The 17,710-nt window shown below is 72.6% G+C and carries 13 protein-coding genes and 3 pseudogenes; 11 read left to right on the top strand and 5 right to left on the bottom strand.

Going from position 1 to position 17,710, the window contains the following annotated elements; translation table 11 throughout:
* Nucleotides 1-96: 96 nt before the first annotated feature.
* Entirely contained in the window at nt 97-927 is an 831-nt protein-coding gene (locus ABD932_RS13280) for an alpha/beta fold hydrolase (protein ID WP_345012086.1), read from the top strand.
* A 93-nt stretch (nt 928-1,020) separates the two neighbouring features.
* Here the strand turns inward: ABD932_RS13280 and ABD932_RS13275 are convergent.
* Nucleotides 1,021-1,809, bottom strand: a pseudogene (locus ABD932_RS13275) (EamA family transporter); the annotation flags it as partial.
* Between the two features lie 47 nt (nt 1,810-1,856).
* Between ABD932_RS13275 and pdxR the strand changes: the two are divergent.
* The 5 genes and pseudogenes from pdxR (at nt 1,857) to ABD932_RS13250 (ending at nt 7,532) form a co-directional block, all read left to right on the top strand.
* On the top strand, nt 1,857-3,353 hold the full coding sequence (gene pdxR, locus ABD932_RS13270) for a MocR-like pyridoxine biosynthesis transcription factor PdxR (protein WP_345012084.1): 1,497 nt from the start codon (nt 1,857-1,859) through the stop codon (nt 3,351-3,353).
* 226 nt (nt 3,354-3,579) lie between these two features.
* Nucleotides 3,580-5,154 carry an alkaline phosphatase D family protein gene (locus tag ABD932_RS13265; protein WP_345012082.1) on the top strand — a complete coding sequence of 525 codons (1,575 nt, stop codon included), beginning with the start codon at nt 3,580-3,582 and terminating at the stop codon, nt 5,152-5,154.
* 144 nt (nt 5,155-5,298) lie between these two features.
* Nucleotides 5,299-5,526, top strand: a pseudogene (locus ABD932_RS13260) (SWIM zinc finger family protein); the annotation flags it as partial.
* A pseudogene (locus ABD932_RS13255) lies at nt 5,525-5,934 on the top strand (DUF6493 family protein); the annotation flags it as partial. The pseudogenes ABD932_RS13260 and ABD932_RS13255, both read left to right, overlap by 2 nt.
* A 164-nt stretch (nt 5,935-6,098) precedes the next feature.
* A complete protein-coding gene (locus ABD932_RS13250) occupies nt 6,099-7,532 on the top strand; it encodes a GNAT family N-acetyltransferase (RefSeq protein WP_425587456.1) in 1,434 nt (477 codons plus the stop codon).
* Nucleotides 7,533-7,544: 12 nt separating this feature from the next.
* On the opposite strand, the gene ABD932_RS13245 is transcribed toward ABD932_RS13250, so the two are convergent.
* Entirely contained in the window at nt 7,545-8,777 is a 1,233-nt protein-coding gene (locus tag ABD932_RS13245) for a trans-sulfuration enzyme family protein (RefSeq protein ID WP_345012369.1), read from the bottom strand.
* A gap of 92 nt (nt 8,778-8,869) precedes the next feature.
* Here ABD932_RS13245 and ABD932_RS13240 point away from each other — a divergent pair, with 92 nt between their 5' ends.
* Nucleotides 8,870-9,376, top strand: a complete 507-nt coding sequence (locus ABD932_RS13240; RefSeq protein ID WP_345012078.1) for an Lrp/AsnC family transcriptional regulator — start codon at nt 8,870-8,872, stop codon at nt 9,374-9,376.
* Between the two features lie 63 nt (nt 9,377-9,439).
* Nucleotides 9,440-11,128, top strand: coding sequence for a DUF885 domain-containing protein (locus ABD932_RS13235; RefSeq protein ID WP_345012076.1), 1,689 nt, complete (start codon nt 9,440-9,442; stop codon nt 11,126-11,128).
* A gap of 83 nt (nt 11,129-11,211) precedes the next feature.
* Here ABD932_RS13235 and ABD932_RS13230 read toward each other — a convergent pair whose 3' ends face one another.
* The 3 genes from ABD932_RS13230 to ABD932_RS13220 all read right to left on the bottom strand — a co-directional run bounded on the left by ABD932_RS13230 (nt 11,212) and on the right by ABD932_RS13220 (nt 13,300).
* Nucleotides 11,212-12,045 (bottom strand): SDR family oxidoreductase, encoded by an 834-nt coding sequence (locus tag ABD932_RS13230; protein ID WP_345012074.1) that lies wholly within the window; start codon nt 12,043-12,045, stop codon nt 11,212-11,214.
* Nucleotides 12,046-12,241: 196 nt separating this feature from the next.
* Nucleotides 12,242-12,757 carry an immunity 21 family protein gene (locus ABD932_RS13225; protein WP_345012072.1) on the bottom strand — a complete coding sequence of 172 codons (516 nt, stop codon included), beginning with the start codon at nt 12,755-12,757 and terminating at the stop codon, nt 12,242-12,244.
* A 57-nt stretch (nt 12,758-12,814) separates the two neighbouring features.
* A complete protein-coding gene (locus ABD932_RS13220; RefSeq protein WP_345012070.1) occupies nt 12,815-13,300 on the bottom strand; it encodes a rhodanese-like domain-containing protein in 486 nt (161 codons plus the stop codon).
* A gap of 94 nt (nt 13,301-13,394) precedes the next feature.
* Between ABD932_RS13220 and ABD932_RS13215 the strand changes: the two genes are divergently transcribed.
* From ABD932_RS13215 to ABD932_RS13205, 3 genes are all read left to right on the top strand, one after another.
* The gene (locus ABD932_RS13215; protein WP_345012068.1) at nt 13,395-13,841 is read left to right on the top strand and encodes an Lrp/AsnC family transcriptional regulator; all 447 of its coding nucleotides are present in this window, start codon (nt 13,395-13,397) and stop codon (nt 13,839-13,841) included.
* A gap of 88 nt (nt 13,842-13,929) precedes the next feature.
* Nucleotides 13,930-14,346 (top strand): hypothetical protein, encoded by a 417-nt coding sequence (locus ABD932_RS13210; RefSeq protein ID WP_345012066.1) that lies wholly within the window; start codon nt 13,930-13,932, stop codon nt 14,344-14,346.
* On the top strand, nt 14,343-17,696 hold the full coding sequence (locus tag ABD932_RS13205) for a tetratricopeptide repeat protein (protein ID WP_345012065.1): 3,354 nt from the start codon (nt 14,343-14,345) through the stop codon (nt 17,694-17,696). The genes ABD932_RS13210 and ABD932_RS13205 overlap by 4 nt, the downstream gene beginning before the upstream one ends.
* Nucleotides 17,697-17,710: the final 14 nt, after the last annotated feature.

Raw genomic sequence — 17,710 nt, 5'->3', positions numbered from 1 at the left:
GCGAGCAAGGTCTACCCGTCGGTAGCAATTGCTGACAAGCTGTCTACGGCCGTCCGTCAGCGTGTCCCAGACCGTGTCCCAGACGAGGAGCACCCCATGTCCGCCACCGTCTCCTTCCAGGTCCCCTCTCCCCGCGGCCCACAGAGCGTGACCGTCGACTACGCGCGCGTGGGGAGCGGTGAACCGCTGCTCCTGCTGCACGGCATCGGTCACCACCGCCAGGTCTGGGACCCGGTGGTGGACATCCTCGCGACCGAGCGCGAGGTGATCTCCGTGGATCTGCCCGGGTTCGGGGCCTCTCCGGGCCTGCCGGACGACCTCTCCTACGACCTGGCCACGACGACGGCCGTGTTCGCCGCCTTCTGCGAGGCCGTGGAGCTCGACCGGCCGCATGTCGTGGGCAACTCGCTGGGCGGGCTGATCGCCCTGGAGCTGGGCCGCGAGAAGCTCGTCCGGTCCGTCACCGCCCTCTCCCCCGCCGGCTTCTGGTCCGCGGCCGAACGGCGCTATGCCTTCGGCGTGCTGCTGGCGATGCGGCACATCTCCCGACGGCTGCCGCTGCCGCTGGTGGAGCAGCTGTCCAGGTCGACGGCCGGTCGTACGGTCCTGACGAGCTCGATCTACGCCCGTCCCGGCCGGCGGTCACCCGAGGCCGTGGTCGCCGAGACGCTCGCCCTGGCGCGGGCCACGGGATTCGACCAGACCCTCCGGGCCGGCCGGGCCGTGCAGTTCACCGACGACATCCCCGGGATCCCGGTCACCGTGGCGTGGGGCACCCGCGACCGGCTGCTCGTGCGCCGCCAAGGGGTGCGCGCCAAGCAGATCATTCCCCGGGCCCGTCTCGTCCGGCTGCCCGGCTGCGGCCACTGCCCGATGAACGACGACCCGGCCCTGGTCGCGCGCGTCATCCTCGACGGCAGCCGCTGATCCCCGCCGGGCACGCGTCAACGCACCGGATCCCAGGGCGACTCCGGCGCCGACCAGGGCGCTGCCCAGGGCCTGGGCGGCGCCGTAGGAGCCGGTTCCGACGAGCGGGGCGGTGCAGGCGGCGGAGACCGGGATGAGGCCGGAGAAGAGCGTGGCGCGCTCGGCGCCGATCCGCTGCATGCCCATGTACCAGCACACGAAGCCGACGACGGTCACGACCACGGCCTGCCACAGGAGAGCGGCGGCTTCCGTGGTGTCGGGGCGGCGCAGCCACGCGGGGCCGTCCAGGAGCAGCCCGATCGCCGCCGACTCGACGGCGGCGATCCCGCACACCGCGGCGGACAGCAGCCGCGGGCCCAGGGGGCGCAGCACGGGCACGGCGAGGACCGCGAAACCGACCTCGCCGACCAGCGCGCCCGCGGAGAAGGCGATGCCGGCGGCGTCCGCACGGCCCCAGCCCTGAACCGCGAACGCGCCGAGGGCCACGAGCAACGCCCCGTACAGGACGGCACGTTGAGGGCGCCGCCCGTCCAGCAGGGGGACGACGACGGCCACGACCACGGGCGCGCAGCCGACGAAGACACCGGGAACCGCCGGTTCGGCGGTGCGCTCGGCCGCGATGACGGCCAGGTTGAAGCCGACCATGCCCACGGCCGCCAGCGCCGCGAGACGGACCCACTGACGCGCGGCGAGCGCCCGCAGCCGGGCCGAGGCGTCACGTCCGGCCAGGGGGACGAGCAGGAGACAGGCGAGGGCGTAGCGCAGGAACTGGCCGCCGGCGTACGGGTACTCGCCGAGCAGGCTGTTGGCGGTGAAGGAGCCTCCGACGAGGACGCAGGCGAGGGCGGCGAGGAGGGCACCGCGTGTGGTGGTGGCGTTCATGGCAGCGACGCTAGGAACCGGCGCGGTCCGGTTTAAGGTCCACTTTCATGACGTCATCGGAGACCAATCCCGCCGGGAGGACCGCGAAGCCCCCTGCGACGCCGACCGAGGGTGGGCCGGAGCACCATCCGGGCACTCCTGCCTGGGAGTTGCTGCTGCCGGCCGTGTCGGCGCCCGCACGCGCGCGTGGCCGTTCGCTGCAGGCCGCGCTGCGTGAGGCGGTGCGGTCGGGGCGGCTCGCACCGGGTACCCGGCTGCCGTCGAGCCGGGATCTCGCCGCCGACCTCGGGGTGTCGCGAGGGCTGGTCACCGAGGCGTACGAGCAGTTGACGGCGGAGGGCTATCTGCGCAGCGGCCGGGGTGCGGGGACCTGGGTCGGCGGTGCCGTACGGGCGGCCCGGCCACGCGCGCGTGACCTCGCTCCGCGCTCCGCCGACGCCCGGGCCGACTTCGTACCCGGCACGCCGGACGTGTCGCTGTTCCCGCGCGCCGCGTGGGCGGCGGCGCAACGCGGCGTGCTGGCCGAGCTGCCGCACCACGAGCTCGGCTATCCCGACCCGCGCGGGTTGCCTCGGCTGCGTACGGCGCTCGCCGAGCTGCTCGCCCGCCGGCGGGGCGTGGTCGCGGATCCCGAGCGCATCGTGGTCGTCTCCGGGGTGTCGCAGGCGACGACGGTGCTGGGCTTCGTGCTGCACGCGCGCGGGATGCGCGAAGTCGGTGTCGAGGACCCCGGAAGCCCGCAGCACGACGCCCTCTACGCCGCCGCGGGCGTCTCCACGGTGCCGCTGCCCATGGACGACGAGGGGCTCGCCGTCGGCCCGCTGCGGGAGTCGGGCGTACGGTCCGTCGTCACGACGCCCGCCCACCAGTTCCCCACCGGCATCGCGTACTCCGCCCGCCGCCGTACCGAGCTGCTCGACTGGGCGCGGTCCGTCGACGGGTACGTCCTGGAGGACGACTACGACGGCGACTTCCGGTACGACCGCGCCCCCGTGGGCGCCCTCCAGGGACTCGACCCGGAACGTGTCGCCTACGCGGGATCGGTCAGCAAGTCCCTCGCCCCGGGGCTGCGGCTCGGCTGGCTGCTCGTACCGGAGCCCCTGACCGAGGAGGTCGTCGAGCGTAAACGGACCATGGATCTCGGTCATCCGACCCTGGATCAGGCGTTGTTCGCCCGGTTCCTGGAGCGCGGCGACTACGACCGCCAGCTGCGCCGCTGCCAGCGGGCGTACCGGGAGCGTCGCGACGCCCTGGTCGGTGCTCTGGAGGAGCACTTTCCGGGGGCGGAGGTGTCCGGGATCGCCGCGGGACTGCACGTCATCGCCGCGCTGCCGGAGCGGCACGGTCCCCAGGAGCGGTTCCTCGCGCGTGTGGCCGCGGCCGGGGTGGCGGTGCGCCCTGTGACGGACTACACGCACGCGCGTGCCGGTGAGATCGGGCAGCCGGGTGTGCGGCTGGTCCTGGGATACGCGCATCTGTCGCCCACACGGATCCGGGCGGGCGTACGGCTGATGGCCGAGGCGGTGGCCGCGCGTCCGGGCTGACCGGGAGAGCCGGGAGGGCCGGAAGGGCCGGAAGGGCCGGGAGGGCCGGGAGCCGCGCCGCGCCCACCGGGAGGTGACCGGAACCCTGCGTCCGCCTGTCCCCCACGTGACACACCAGTTCCCCTGCGGATGCGGTCAGTTGTTCACTTGTGGTTTCCGTGTGCGCTGCGGCGCCCCAGTAGTTGTGGCACTGCACACTGGCCGGATCCCGCCCCTGGAGGCCTCCATGTCACACCGTCCGTTCCCGGGTCGTCGCAGCGTGCTGCGCGGCTCGCTCGCCGCGTCGGCGGCCCTGACCCTGCCCACAGCTCTCGGCTCGGCGCCGGCCTTCGCCCTGTCGGGGCGTCCCAAGGCGGGCTGGGGCGTGCAGACGGGGGACGTGACCTGCGACTCGGGGCTGGTGTGGGTGCGGTCCGACCGTCCGGCCCGGATGATCGTCGAGACGTCCGCCACCGAGTCGTTCCGGGGCGCGCGCAGATGGCACGGCCCGCTGCTCGGCGCGGACACCGACTTCACCGGCACGACCCGGCTGCGCGGCCTGCCGTCCGGTGAGCAGATCCACTACCGTGTGCTGCTCGCCGACCCGGACGACCCGCGCCGCACCGGCGAGCCGGTCACCGGCACGTTCCGTACGGCCTCGGCGCGGCGGCGCGACGGGGTGCGTTTCGTGTGGTCCGGCGATCTCGCCGGGCAGGGCTGGGGCATCAACCCGGACTTCGGGGGCTACCGGATCTACAACGCGATGGCCGCGCTGGATCCGGACTTCTTCATCTGCAGCGGCGACAACATCTACGCCGACGGCCCGATCGCGGCCTCGGTCACCCTGCCCGACGGCAGCACCTGGCGCAACGTCACGACCGAGGAGAAGTCCAAGGTCGCCGAGACCCTCGCCGAGTTCCGCGGCAACTTCCGCTACAACCTGCTGGACGACAACCTCAAGCGGTTCAACGCCCAGGTCCCCTCGATCATCCAGTGGGACGACCACGAGGTGACCAACAACTGGTACCCGGGCGAGATCCTCGGCGACACCCGCTACACCGAGAAGAACGTCGACGTGCTGGCCGCACGCGCCCGGCAGGCCTTCTCGGAGTACTACCCGATCTCGACCCTGCGCCGCCCCGACGGACGGGTCTACCGGGTCGTCAACCACGGACCGCTGCTGGACGTGTTCGTGCTGGACATGCGCACCTACCGCAACGCCAACTCCACGGACGACCAGCCCACCGACGCCCAGGGCATCCTCGGCGCCGAGCAGTTGGCGTGGCTCAAGCGCGAGCTGGCCCGCTCCCGGGCGGTGTGGAAGGTGATCGCGTCGGACATGCCGCTCGGACTGGTGGTGCCGGACACCGGTGACGGCAAGCCGAACGTCGAGGCCGTGGCGCAGGGCGACCCCGGGGCCCCGCTGGGGCGGGAGCTGCAGATCGCCGAGCTGCTGCGGTTCATCAAGCACCGCAGGATCACCGGCACGGTGTGGCTGACCGCCGACGTGCACTACACCTCGGCCCAGCACTACCAGCCGTCGCGGGCGGCCTTCACCGACTTCGAGCCGTTCTGGGAGTTCGTGTCCGGCCCGCTCAACGCGGGCGCGTTCCCGGCGAACACCCTGGACAACACCTTCGGCCCGGAGCGGGTGTTCATCAAGGCGCCGACGACGGCCAACGTCTCGCCCGCCGGCGGTTACCAGTTCTTCGGCGAGGTCGACATCGACGGCGGCAGCGGCGAACTGACGGTGCGACTGCGCGAGTCGGACGGCACCGTGCTGTTCACACAGGTCCTGCAGCCGGGCCGGGTCGGCCAGTGACTCCCGTAGCCTAAAGACGCGTGCCGCGTACCCGCGTCATCCCCGGGTACGCGGCACGGTCGTAGCCGCCTGGCGAACTCCCTCCACCAGAAGGCGTTTGTGCAGGTCAGCGTGATTGTCAGTGGTCGCCTCCACGGTTTTTCCATGACGCGATCCCTACAGGCCGTGGCCTATTGCCGACCCTCCGTGCTGGAGTCCGCAGCGGCCGGACAGCGCCTGGGACTCGAGACCTCACGGGGTGCGACGCCCGCAGGCGTCGAGGAGCATCCGCGGTTCTTCGCAGGCTTCCTGACGTCTCCTCAGGTGGCCACCGCCGGGCTGCTCGCGGTGGCCGACGTGGCGGCCGCTCGCTACTACCAGCGGCAGCTGCGCGTCGGTCGCCGTGGACGATGCCCGGGGCGCCGCCGCGATGCTCCCGCTCCTCGCCGAGTCCGGTGGGGGGCCTCGGTGTCTTCTACTGGGAGGTGCCGGTGAGGCCGTCCACCTGTCCGTGGCGTACGGGCTCGGTGCACGGCGCCCGGAGGACCGGCTCGCCGCCGTGGACGCTCTGCTGGTGCTGGCGGCGCGGGGGCAGCTCGACGCGGCCCGGCTGGGCGCGGATCTCGGGCAGCTGGTGTGGCGCGGGGCCGTGAAGCCGTCACGGCTGGTGGAGTCGGCGCGGACAGCGGCGGCCAAGAACTGCCGCATCTGGCGGCGACGGCGGAGCGCCGTGGCTCGTCCCGGCTCGTGACCCAGGCCCGGCGACCGCGCAGCGCGCTGACGCAGGGGCCGGCCGCATGACGGTGCTGCCCATGGGGCTGCTGGGGCCGCATGACGGAGTTGCTTCACGAGGCTGCCGGACAGACAGGATCACAAACCAGACATAATGGCTCTTTACCGCCCGGTCACAAAGCGTTCGTGATCACGCAACACCCTTCCTTCACAGTGGGTGCATGAGTCGAGACATGTCTGATGTGACGCGCGCAAAACACGGCCGTCCTGTACACCACTGGCGACGCGACGTCATCGAGCTCGCGGCGCTCTTCACGGCGGTGGCGGTGGCCGACGCCGTGGCCAACCTGATCGGGCACGGGCCCGACGGACCGACGCTGCTGCTGGTCTCCGCGGTCGTGCTGGTCGCCACGGCGGGGTTCCACACATGGTGGGCACGCCGCCACGGTCACGCACCGCCGAAGAGCGATACCGGTGCCCGGCCGCGCTCCGAGGAGCAGGCCGGGCCGTCGGACCAGTCGCGGGACGCGTCCGCGACGGTGTCCGAGGAGAGTGCGCTGTGGCGGATGCGGACGACGGTGAAGGACGAACCGGGGTCACTGGCCGCGCTGTGCACGGCGCTCGCCGTGCTGCGGGTGGACATCCTGAGCCTGCAGACGCATCCGCTGGCCGAGGGCACGGTGGACGAGTTCCTGCTGCGGGCACCGGGCGGGCTCGCGGCGGCCGACATCACCCGAGCGGTGTCGGTGGCCGGTGGCACCGGCACCTGGATCGAGCGGGCGGACGCCCATGACCTGGTGGACGCGCCGACCCGGGTGCTCGGCCTCGCCACCCGCACCGCCCTGGACGCGGCGGAACTTCCGCTGGCGCTGCGGCAGTTGCTGGGCCGGTGCACCATCCGGTCGCTGCCCGCCGTCCCGGCCGTGGGCAGCCGCACGCCGGAGCCGGTGCCCGTGGAAGGGGCTCTCGAGGACACCGTGATGCGGCTGCGTGCGCCGGAAGGTGGAGTGATCACTGTGGAGCGGCCGCATCTGCCGTTCACACCGACCGAGTTCGCGCGGGCGCGGGCACTGGTGGAGCTGGACGCCCGGCTGGGCCCGCGTGTGCCGCGCAGCCAGGACGTGCTGACGCTGCCCGAGGGCAACGACATCACCGTGCGCCGGGCGGACACCGGTGACCTGGCGGCCGCGAAGGAGATGCACGAGCGGTGCTCGACGCGGACGCTCGGGATGCGGTACCACGGGCCGATCGGCGACGCGGACCGCTACCTCAACCACCTGCTGAGCCCCCGGTTCGGCCGCACGCTCGCAGTGCAGACCGCGTCGGGGCGCATCGTCGCCCTCGGCCACCTGCTGTGGGACGGTGACGAGACCGAGGTCGCGCTGCTCATCGAGGACGCGTGGCAGCGGCGGGGCGTCGGCAGCGAGTTGCTCCGCAGGTTGGTGGGGATGGCGGTCGAGGCGGGCTGTGAGAGCGTGTACGCCGTGACGCAGTCGTCCAACACCGGGATGGTCGCCGCGATGCGGGGACTGGGGCTCCCCCTCGACTATCAGATCGAGGAGGGGACCCTGGTCATCACGGCTCGGCTGGCCCCGCCGGTTGAGCCGGGGGGCGCCATGGAGGTTGCGGAGCGGCTGTCGAGCGCGGGTGAGTTGGGGAAGGCCTAAGGGCCGCAGGGGCTACTGGGCGCCGGCGACTGCGGGTGCGTTGTCGCTGGTCGCGCCCCGCGGCGGAGCCGCATGTCGACTTTGCGCGGCGCCCCTTCGGGGGCGCTCCAGCGCACCGTCCAGATCCGCCCACAGGTCCTCCACGTCCTCAAGGCCCACCGACATCCGCAGCAACCGGTCGCTCACCCCGGCGTCCCGTCGGTCGTCCGCGTCCACGATGCGGTGGCTGATGGACGCCGGGTGCTGGATGAGGGTGTCGACGCTGCCGAGGCTGACGGCGGGGGTGATGAGGCGGACGCCGGCGATGACCTCGTGCGGGTCGTCGTGGACCTCGAAGGCGATCATCGCACCGCCGATGCGCGGGTAGTGGACCCGGGCGACGCGCGGGTCGGCCGCCAGGCGGCGGGCGAGTTCGGCGGCGGTCGCGGAGGCGGCCCGGACCCGCACCGGAAGGGTGGACAGGCCGCGCAGCAGCAGGTACCCGGCGAGAGGGTGCAGGACGCCCCCCGTGGCGAAACGTATCTGCCGCAGCCGTCCGGCGAACTCCTCGTCGCAGGCGACGACGCCGGCCATCACGTCCCCGTGCCCGCCGAGGTACTTGGTCGCGCTGTGCAGCACCAGCCGGGCACCGTGTTCGGCGGGGCGCTGGAGCACCGGCGTGGCGAAGGTGTTGTCCGCTAGCAGCGGGACGGAGCCGCAGGCATGGGCCGCCGCCCGCAGGTCCACCTCGGCGAGCGTGGGGTTGGCCGGGGACTCGACCATCACCAGGCCGGTGTCGGGGCGCAGGGCGTCCGCGATGCCGGCCGGATCGGTCCAGGTCACCTCCGAGCCCAGCAGTCCGGCGGTCAGCAGGTGGTCGCTGCAGCCGTACAGAGGGCGTACGGCGACGACGTGGCGCAGGCCCATCGAGGACCGTACGAGGAGAACCGCGCTCAGCGCCGCCATTCCGCTGGCGAAGGCGACCGCCGCCTCGGTGCCCTCGAGCTTGGCCAGGGCCGTCTCGAAACGGGCGACGGTCGGGTTGCCGAGGCGCCCGTACACGGGCGGGCCGTCCGGCTCCGCGCCGGTCGTGGCGAACGCGTCGATGCGGGCGGCCTCGCCGCGGCTGTCGTAGGAGGGGTAGGTGGTGGACAGGTCTATCGGCGGGGCGTGCAGTCCCTGCCGGGCCAGGTCGTCCCGGCCGGCGTGCACGGCCTCGGTGGCGAGTGCTCTGGATGCGGTGCGTGCGTCGTCGTACCCGGGCATGCCGTCGTATGCCTCCCTGCTGGCGATGTCCATGGCGGAAGGGTGAACATCGGCCGGGGTCCGAGGACCATTCACCGTGTTACGTTCGGCCAATGGCCGAATCTGTCGCACTGGACCCGGTCGATCTGCATCTGCTGCGGCTTCTGCAGAACGACGCCCGGGCCACCTACCGCGACCTCGCCGCACAGGTGGGGGTGGCGCCGTCGACGTGTCTGGACCGGGTGACCCGGCTGCGCCGCTCGGGCGTGATCCTCGGCCATCAGCTGCGGCTGGATCCGGCCAAGCTGGGCCGAGGGCTTCAGGCGCTGCTGTCCGTGCAGGTCAGGCCGCATCGGCGGGAGCTGGTGGGGCCGTTCGTGGAGCGGATCCGGGCGTTGCCGGAGTCGCTGACCGTCTTCCATCTCACCGGGCCGGACGACTACCTCGTGCATGTCGCGGTCGCGGACATGGCGGATCTGCAGCGGCTGGTGCTGGACGAGTTCACCGCCCACCGCGAAGTGGCGCGGGTGGAGACGCGGTTGATCTTCCAGCAGTGGGACTGCGGGCCGCTGCTGCCACCCGGCGCTCCGGGAGACAAGCCCTCAGCGAAATCGGCCTGACGGGGACAACGGCCGGGGGAACCGGGCTGACGCGGCGCCGGTCGCCGTATGAGGATGGACCGCATGTCACAGACCAAGAGCCCGCTGCCCCGTGAGGTCGCCGACGCCTATGTCGACGAGCTCATCGCCCTCGACCCGATCACCGGTACGTATCTCGGCGTGAAGGAGAGTTCCGGCAAGCTCCCCGACCTCTCACCCGCGGGCCAGGAGGCGCTCGCGCAGCTCCAGCGGGCCACGCTCGCCCGGCTCGACGAGGCCGAGAGCCTGCCCGGCGCGGACAGTGACATCGAGCGCCGGTGCGCGCGCCTGCTGCGCGAGCGGCTCACCGCGGAGATCGCCGTGCACGAGGCCGAGGAGGGCCTGCGCGCGGTCGGCAACATGGCCACGCCCGCCCACTCGGTGCGCGAGATCTTCACCGTCACGCCGAACCAGTCCGACGAGGACTGGGCGGCGATCGCAGAGCGGCTGCGCGCGGTACCGGGTGCGTACGCGGGCTACCGCGAGTCGCTCGCGCTGGGTCTGGAGCGCAAGCTGCACGCGGCGCCGCGCCCGACCGCCACCTTCGTGGAGCAGCTCACCGAGTGGGCGGACACCGGTGAGGGGCGCGGCTGGTTCGAGGACTTCGCGTCGGCCGGCCCCGAGGCGCTGCGCACGGAGCTGGACGAGGCCGCCCGCGCGGCGACGGCCGCCGTGGTGGAGCTGCGGGACTGGATGCGCGACGTGTACACGCCCGCGATCGAGGGCGCGCCGAACACGGTGGGCCGCGAGCGCTACGCCCGCTGGGCGCGCTACTTCAACGGTACGGACCTCGACCTCGACGAGGCGTACGCGTACGGCTGGTCCGAGTACCACCGGCTGCTCGGCGAGATGAAGAAGGAGGCCGAGAAGATCCTTCCCGGCGCCGCGACGCCATGGGTGGCGCTGGCGCACCTCGACGAGCACGGCAAGCACATCGAGGGCGTCGACGAGGTCCGCGACTGGCTTCAGGGTCTGATGGACGAGGCCATCGAGAAGCTGGACGGCACGCACTTCGAACTCGCCGAGCCGGTGCGCAAGGTGGAGTCGTGCATCGCGCCGCCCGGCGGTGCGGCGGCGCCGTACTACACGCCCCCGACGGAGGACTTCTCGCGACCGGGCCGCACCTGGCTGCCGACGATGGGCCAGACCCGCTTCCCGGTCTACGACCTGGTCTCGACCTGGTACCACGAGGGCGTGCCGGGCCACCACCTCCAGCTCGCGCAGTGGACGTACGTCGCCGGGAACCTCTCCCGCTACCAGGCCACCATCGGCGGGGTCAGCGCCAACGCCGAGGGCTGGGCGCTGTACGCGGAGCGGCTCATGGACGAGCTCGGCTTCCTCACCGACCCGGAGCACCGGCTCGGCTACCTCGACGCGCAGATGATGCGGGCCGCCCGCGTCATCGTCGACATCGGCATGCACCTGGAGCTGGAGATCCCGGCCGACTCCCCGTTCCACCCGGGCGAGCGGTGGACTCCGGAGCTGGCCCAGGAGTTCTTCGGCGCGCACAGCAGCCGTCCGGCGGACTTCGTGGAGAGCGAGCTGACCCGGTATCTGACGATCCCGGGCCAGGCCATCGGCTACAAGCTCGGCGAGCGGGCGTGGCTGCTGGGCCGCGAGAAGGCGAGCGAGCGGCACGGCGACGCCTTCGATCTCAAGGCTTGGCACATGGCGGCCCTGTCCCAGGGTTCGCTGGGTCTGGACGACCTGGTGGACGAGCTGGCCCGGCTCTGACGCGGCACGGCCGCCGTGGCGCCGTGATCCGCCCTCGAACACGGTTACCCCAAGGCCGTAGCCCGCTCCCGGACACGGTCACCTCAACGCCGGAACCCGCCCTCGGAGTTGATGACCTCACCGGTGATCCAGCCCGCCTCGTCCGTCGCCAGCCAGGCGATGAGGCGGGCCGGGTCGTCGGGCATGCCCCACCGGCCGGCGGGGAAGCGGGCCGCCACGGCCTCGTACGCCTCGCCGGTCAGGTAGTCCGTGTCCACGGGGCCGGGGTTGACCGTGTTCACCGTGATCCCCTGCTCGGCGAGCGTGGTCGACAGGGAGCGGGTGATGGAGGCGAGGGCGCCCTTCTGGAGGGCGTAGGCGATCTCGCCGGGCATGCCGCCCGCGATGTCCTGGCCGGAGGTCATCATCACGACCCGGCCGCCGGGGCCGGCCGGCCTCAGCCGGGCGTGGGCCTGGGCGAGCAGCAGCACCGCACGGGTGTCCACCGCCCAGTGCGCGTCGAGCATGGCGGCGTCGATCTCGTCGAGGGCGCCGTCGGAGCCGCTCACCGCGTGGTTGGCGATCAGGATGTCGAGCCGCCCGCCCAGCGCCGAGGCGGCCGTGGCGACCAGCTCGGCGGGTGCGGCCGGGTCGGCGAGGTCGCCGGGACCTGCGAGGACCTGGGCGTCGGGGTCGCCCAGCGCCGCACGCACGGAGGCGACGACGTCCTCGGGGCGGTCGGCTCCCCAGGACATGGCGGCGTCGTGCGGCACATGGTGGTGCAGATAGACGCTCGCCCCGTAGGCGGCGAGCCGCCGGGCCACGGCATGACCGATGCCTGCCCGTCTGCTGGCCCCGGTCACCAGGGCGGTCCGGCCGCGCAGGGGCAGGGGGTCGCGGCGCAGGTCTTCGGGGGCGGGGTGCGGGAGTCGGGGCATGGCAGTTCATGATGGGGAACTGCCGGGTCCGGCGCACCCGGTTATTCACGAGGGCCCCCGGCTGTTCACGAAGGCCATTGGGTTCGGTCTTTTCGCGAAGGCCCTGCGGCCCGGTTGTTCACGAAGACCCGGCGGTTCGGCTGTTCACGAAGACTCGTCGGTTCGGTGTCACGAAGACCCTTCGGGCACTGAACGGTCAGTGCGGCAGCCGTCGGAGCTGGACGAGCCCCAGCCAGGTCTCCGGCCCGGGCTGCACCTGGGCGGCGCGGACCGCGTACGCCCCCGGCTCCAGGTCCACCCGCAGATGCTCGGTCCGGTCCGTCTCCCGTCCCGGCCAGGCGGAGTCGAAGAGGACTACGGTTCCGGGCACCTTCCAGCGCACCTCGTGTCCCCAGTCCGCCGTGGCGAGGGCGGCCGGCACCCGGGCCAGCAGTTCCTCCTCGGAGTCGGCCGCGCACCACCGTACGAAGATGCCGTGGTCGGGCAGGTACGAGGTGGCCGCGGGCTCGTCACCGAGTACCAGCGCCGCGCTGTCCCCGACGGGCAGGAGTCCGACGAATCCGTCGACCTCGCAGGCCCGGTCGTAGTCGGACGCCGTCTCGTCGCCGTCGGCGCCCGCCCAGAACGGCAGTACCGTCTCCGGCACCGCTATCAGCGGGCCGCCGCCCGACTCCACCCACTCCACCGCGCCCGGTTCCGCGTATCGCACCATGGCAGCAGAACCTACACGCACCCGGACCTCCCCAGGTCACCGTGGTCAACTCCGGCCTCAGCACCCGCAGTTGTCGGCCCCGACCGGCGCGGTCAGCGGGTCGATGGGGATGTTCTTACGGCGCTGCCAGGTCTCGTACTCGAAGCCCTCCCGTGCCCAGTACTCGAAGCCGCCGAGCATCTCCTTGACCTGGTAGCCGAGTTCGGCGAGGGCGAGGGCGGCGCGGGTCGCGCCGTTGCAGCCGGGGCCCCAGCAGTACGTCACGACGGGCACGGACTTGTCGAGGAGCTGCTCGGCCTGCTCGGGGATGAGGGCGGTGGGGAGGTGGATCGCCCCGGGAATGTGGCCCTGGTCCCAGGACTCGGTGGAGCGGGAGTCCACGACGACGAACCCGGGGTCACCGCCGGAGGCGAGGGCGGAGGCGACGTCGGAGACGTCCGCGTGGAAGGCGAGGCTCGCCCGGAAGTAGGCGGCGGCCTCGGCCGGGGCGGCGGGGGCGACACGGAGAACGGGGTTGGCGGTGGTGGCTGCGGCAGTCGTCATGATCAGAAATCTACGGCCGGCGATCCGCTCCCTGAAGGGGGGATTCCCGGCGCTCCTCTTGATCCGCCGGGCATTCCCCTGCTATCCCTCGCCCATGACCGCGTTTTCCCCGGACGCCACCGACTGGCGCATCCTCGATGTCCTCCAGCGCGAGGGCCGCGCCAGCTTCGCCGAGCTCGCACGCGCCGTCTCCATGTCCGCGAGCGCGGTCACGGAGCGGGTGCGGCGGCTGGAGGAGGCGGGTGTCATCCAGGGTTACGCGGCGGTCGTCGCCCCCGAGCGGCTGGGGCTGCCGATCCTGGCCTTCGTGCGCCTGCGCTACCCGAACGGCAACTACAAGCCCTTCCACGACCTGGTCGCCACCACACCGGAGATCCTGGAGGCCCATCACGTCACCGGCGACGACTGCTTCGTCATCAAGGTCGCGGCCCGCTCGATGGGGCACCTGGAGGAGGTGTCCGGCAAGATCGGCACGCTGGGGTCGGTGACGACGAGTGTCGTCTACTCGTCACCGCTGCCCCGCCGGCCGCTGGGCAACTGAACGGACGTGGCCGACAACTGGCCCGGTGCTGAAGGAAGTTGCTAGGACGATTGCGGGGCGGCATGCTGGCGGCGAGGAGGGGGCCACAGTGGAGCTTGAGTTACTGCTCGCCCAGACGGTGCCGGCGATCAGCGCAGCGGTGTCACTGTACGGGGCGGATGTGCTGCGGCGAGCCGAGGATGTCGCCGCGTCCGGCACCGCGCACCTGGGGCAGCGGCTGCTCGCCAGGCTGACAGGCAGTCGGCCGCAGGACACCGACGGCGTGGCACGGGCCGTCACCGACCTGGCCGAGAGAAGGGGCGGCGAGGACGAACAGGCCGCGTTGCGCGTCGAGTTGCGCAAGCTGCTGCGGGACGACGAGGACCTGCGGCGTGAACTCGCCCTGCTGCTGCCGCAGAACGCCGCCTACTCCGCCTCGGGGGACCGCGCGGTCGCGGTCCGGCACAACGAAGGCATCATCTCCACCGGCGATGGCGCCCACAACGTCATCCGGCGGCAGGGGTGACACCCGAGCCTCTGCACATCGGGCAGAACGACGGGATCGTCTCCCTCGGCGATCACGCGGTCAACATGCTGTACCGCGCCGAGCGGATGACGGTGGCTCCCCCAGAGCTGCTGCGGCGTCCGGCCGAGGTGTCGCCGGTGGGCGGTGTGATCGGTCAGCCACCGCTCCCGGCACCGCTGTTCGTCGGCCGGGAGGCCGAACTGGCCGCGCTCGACGAGGCGCTCCGCGACGCCTCGGCCGGTCGCCGGCTGCACACGGTGTGCGGGCTCGACGGGCTCGGCAAGACGACCCTGACGGCGCGCTACGCGGCCACCCGCGGCACGGAGTACGCCCAGGTCGGCTGGCTTCGCGCGGACAGCCCCGGCGCGGTGGACGACGGCCTGAGCCGTATCGCACTGGCCCTCGAACCACACCTCGCCGAGCTGCCGTCCGCCCTCCTGCGGGAGCGGGCGCTCAACTGGCTGAGCGCCCGCGACGACTGGCTGCTGGTGCTCGACGAGGTCACCGACCGTGAGCACGTCTCCGAGCTTCTGGCCAGGGCTCCGGGCGGGGCCTACCTGCTGACGACGGACAGCCGGTCGCTCGCGGCCGGCCTCGGCTCCTACTCCGCTCTGGGCCCCTTCCCCCCGGACACCGCGGAGTCGCTGCTCACCGCTCAGCTGCGCCAGGGCGGCCTGGCGGCCGAACCGTCCGTGCTCGCGGACATCTGCCGCGCTCTGGGACACCTTCCCCTGGCCGTCGCGCAGGCCGGGGCCTTCCTCACCGAGACCAGGCTCGCGCCGGTCGAGTACTTGGCGAACCTGCGGTCGGATCCCCGCGGCGCCTACCACGAGCCGGCGCCGGGAGCACCGGACAACCGGAGCCTCGTCACCGTCTGGCGCATGACCACCGAGCGGATCTCGGGCCATCCGCAGGCGCTGCGCGTGCTGGCCTTCCTGTCCTGGCTCGCTCCCGAGGCGATCCCGCGGTGGCTGGTCGCAACCGCGGTCCCGAGGGACGACGTCGACCCCGCCCTCGGGGTGCTGGCCGCGCACGGACTCATCGACCTGAGCCCCGAGACGATCTCCGTCCATCCGCTGCTGCAGGGCTGGTACCGCACCCGTACCCGAGCGGCCCGCCGAGGTGAGGAGCGGATCGACGAGGGGTTCACCGCATGCTGTCTGGCCATGGCGGCCACCCTGCCGCAGACCACGGATCCGGAGACCTGGCCGAGGTGGCGCGCGCTGCTGCCGCATGTCGAGGCCCTGCAGCGCAACGCACCGAGCCGACGCCACATGGCCATCGTGACCACCGCGAACAGCACGGGGGCCTATCTGACCGAACAGGGCGAGGTCGTCCGGTCCGTGGCCCTGCTGGAGCAGGCATGGGCCGATGCCTACACCTACTTCGGGATCGAGCACCCGTCCACCTACGTGGCGGAGCAGCAGCTGGCGCAGGTCTACCAGGACGCCGGCCGGACCACCGACCTCCTCAGACTGCGCTCCAGGGTGCTCGGCGCGTGGGTGAACGCCAAGGGCAAGGAGGACGAGTTCACGCTGACCGCCATGGCGAACGTCGCCAAGGCCCACCTGCTCGACGGTGACCGTGAGAAGCCCACGGCCGTGTACCGGTTCGTGCTCGACACCCTGCTGCGCAAGCTCGGCCCGGACCACAAGCGGGTCCTGTGGGTCCGGGACGATCTGGCCGACGCCTACGACACGCTCGGTGACCTCCATGCCTGCCTCGCGGAGCTGGAGATCAACGCCGCTGCCTGGGTACGGGTACACGGCCCCGCACACCCTGGGTCCGTCCACTGCCGGCGTCACCTCGCCGACGTCCGAGCGTCGCTCGGGGACGCGGCCGAGGCGGTGCGGATCCGCGAGCAGCTCGTTCGGGACGTGGCGAAGGCCGAGGGGCACGATGCCCCCGACACCCTCACGCTCCGCACGGATCTCGCCTTCGCCCGGCCCCACGACAACGACCCGGCCGGCGGCGTGGCCGAGCTGGATGCCGTGGTGGCGGACAGCCGCCGTGTACTCGGCGCCCGCCACCCTGACACGGTGTACCGGCGGCAGCGGCTGGCCGACGCGTTGCTGGCCACCGGCGACACCGACCGGGGCGTGGCCGTGCATCGCGATGTGCATTCCGACCTGGAGGCCGAACTGGGTCCGGAGCACCGCGGTGTCCTGGAAGCCAAGGGTCTCGTAGGCGCCGCGCTCGTGGTCGCGGGCGACGTCGACGCGGGCATCAGGACGCTGGACGAGGCGGTGGCCGAGCAGACGACCGCCCTCGGCGCCGATGACGAGGGCTCCCTGGACACCCGCGAGACACTCGTCATGGCCCTGTTGGCAGCCGGGCGCGTCGACCGGGCACAGGAGGCGGCTGCGTCCCTGGCCGCCGACTCCCACCGGGTCCTGGGACCCGAGCATCAACGGACACGGCATGCGCGGGAGATGCTGGACGAGGCACGCGCCGGCCGGAAGAGGGCCACGCCCAGTCCCTCCGCCCCGCCGGCCCCCGCGGTTTCTCCTCCGGTCCCACCACCTCCCGCGGTTCCTCCTCCGGTCCCACCGCCCCCTGCGGTCCCTCCTCCGACCCCGCCGCCCCCTTCAGTTCCCGAGGTCCCGCCTCTCCCTCCGATGCCGCCCGGCCCGCCCCGGAGCGAGTCCCAGGCCCCGCACGGCGCCGTGGCCGGTCGGCTGGACGCCCTCTTCGAGCAGGCCGCGGCTCTGGAGACGGCGGGCGCACTGGCGGCATCCGCGCCGCTGTGGCAGCAGCTGATCACCGAGGGGACGAGTCACGTCGGCCCGGGCCACCCCAAAGTCGCCGGGTTCCGCCATCTGTTCGCCCTCAACCGTTTCCATGCCGAGGACCACACGACGGCGATCGCACTGCTCGTGGAGAACGACCCGTACAACACCGCCGCGTTCGGCGCGCTCCACCCGGAGACGCTCAAGGGACGGGTCCTCCTCGCCGGCGCGTATGTGGAGACCGGGCAGGCCGACCGTGGGATCCCCCTGTACGAGGCGGCCCTGCCCCACCTCGCGCCTGCCCTGGGCGAGGACCACCCCGACACCTGGCGTGCGTTGTTCGGCCTGGGTACCGCGTACTCGCACACCGGCCGACACCACGAGGCCATCGCCCTCTACGAACGCTGCGTCGCCGCCCGCCCCCTCCCCGCACCCGGCGCCGCCCTCGCCATGACCTCTCTGGCCGTGGCCCACCACATGCTCGGCAACACCCGGCGAGCCGCCGACCTCTACCCGCAGATCCTCCAGGCCCACCGGTCCCAGGGCCGCCCTGAGGACAGCACCACCCGCAACCTCCGCCGTTACCTCAAACGCGCCCAGAAGGGCCGCCCCCTCCCCTGAGACGTCGCTCTCGC

The organism is Streptomyces shaanxiensis, assembly GCF_039537145.1.
In the GTDB taxonomy this organism is placed as follows: Bacteria; Actinomycetota; Actinomycetes; order Streptomycetales; family Streptomycetaceae; genus Streptomyces; species Streptomyces shaanxiensis.
This window is presented reverse-complemented; position numbering and strand designations above follow the sequence as displayed.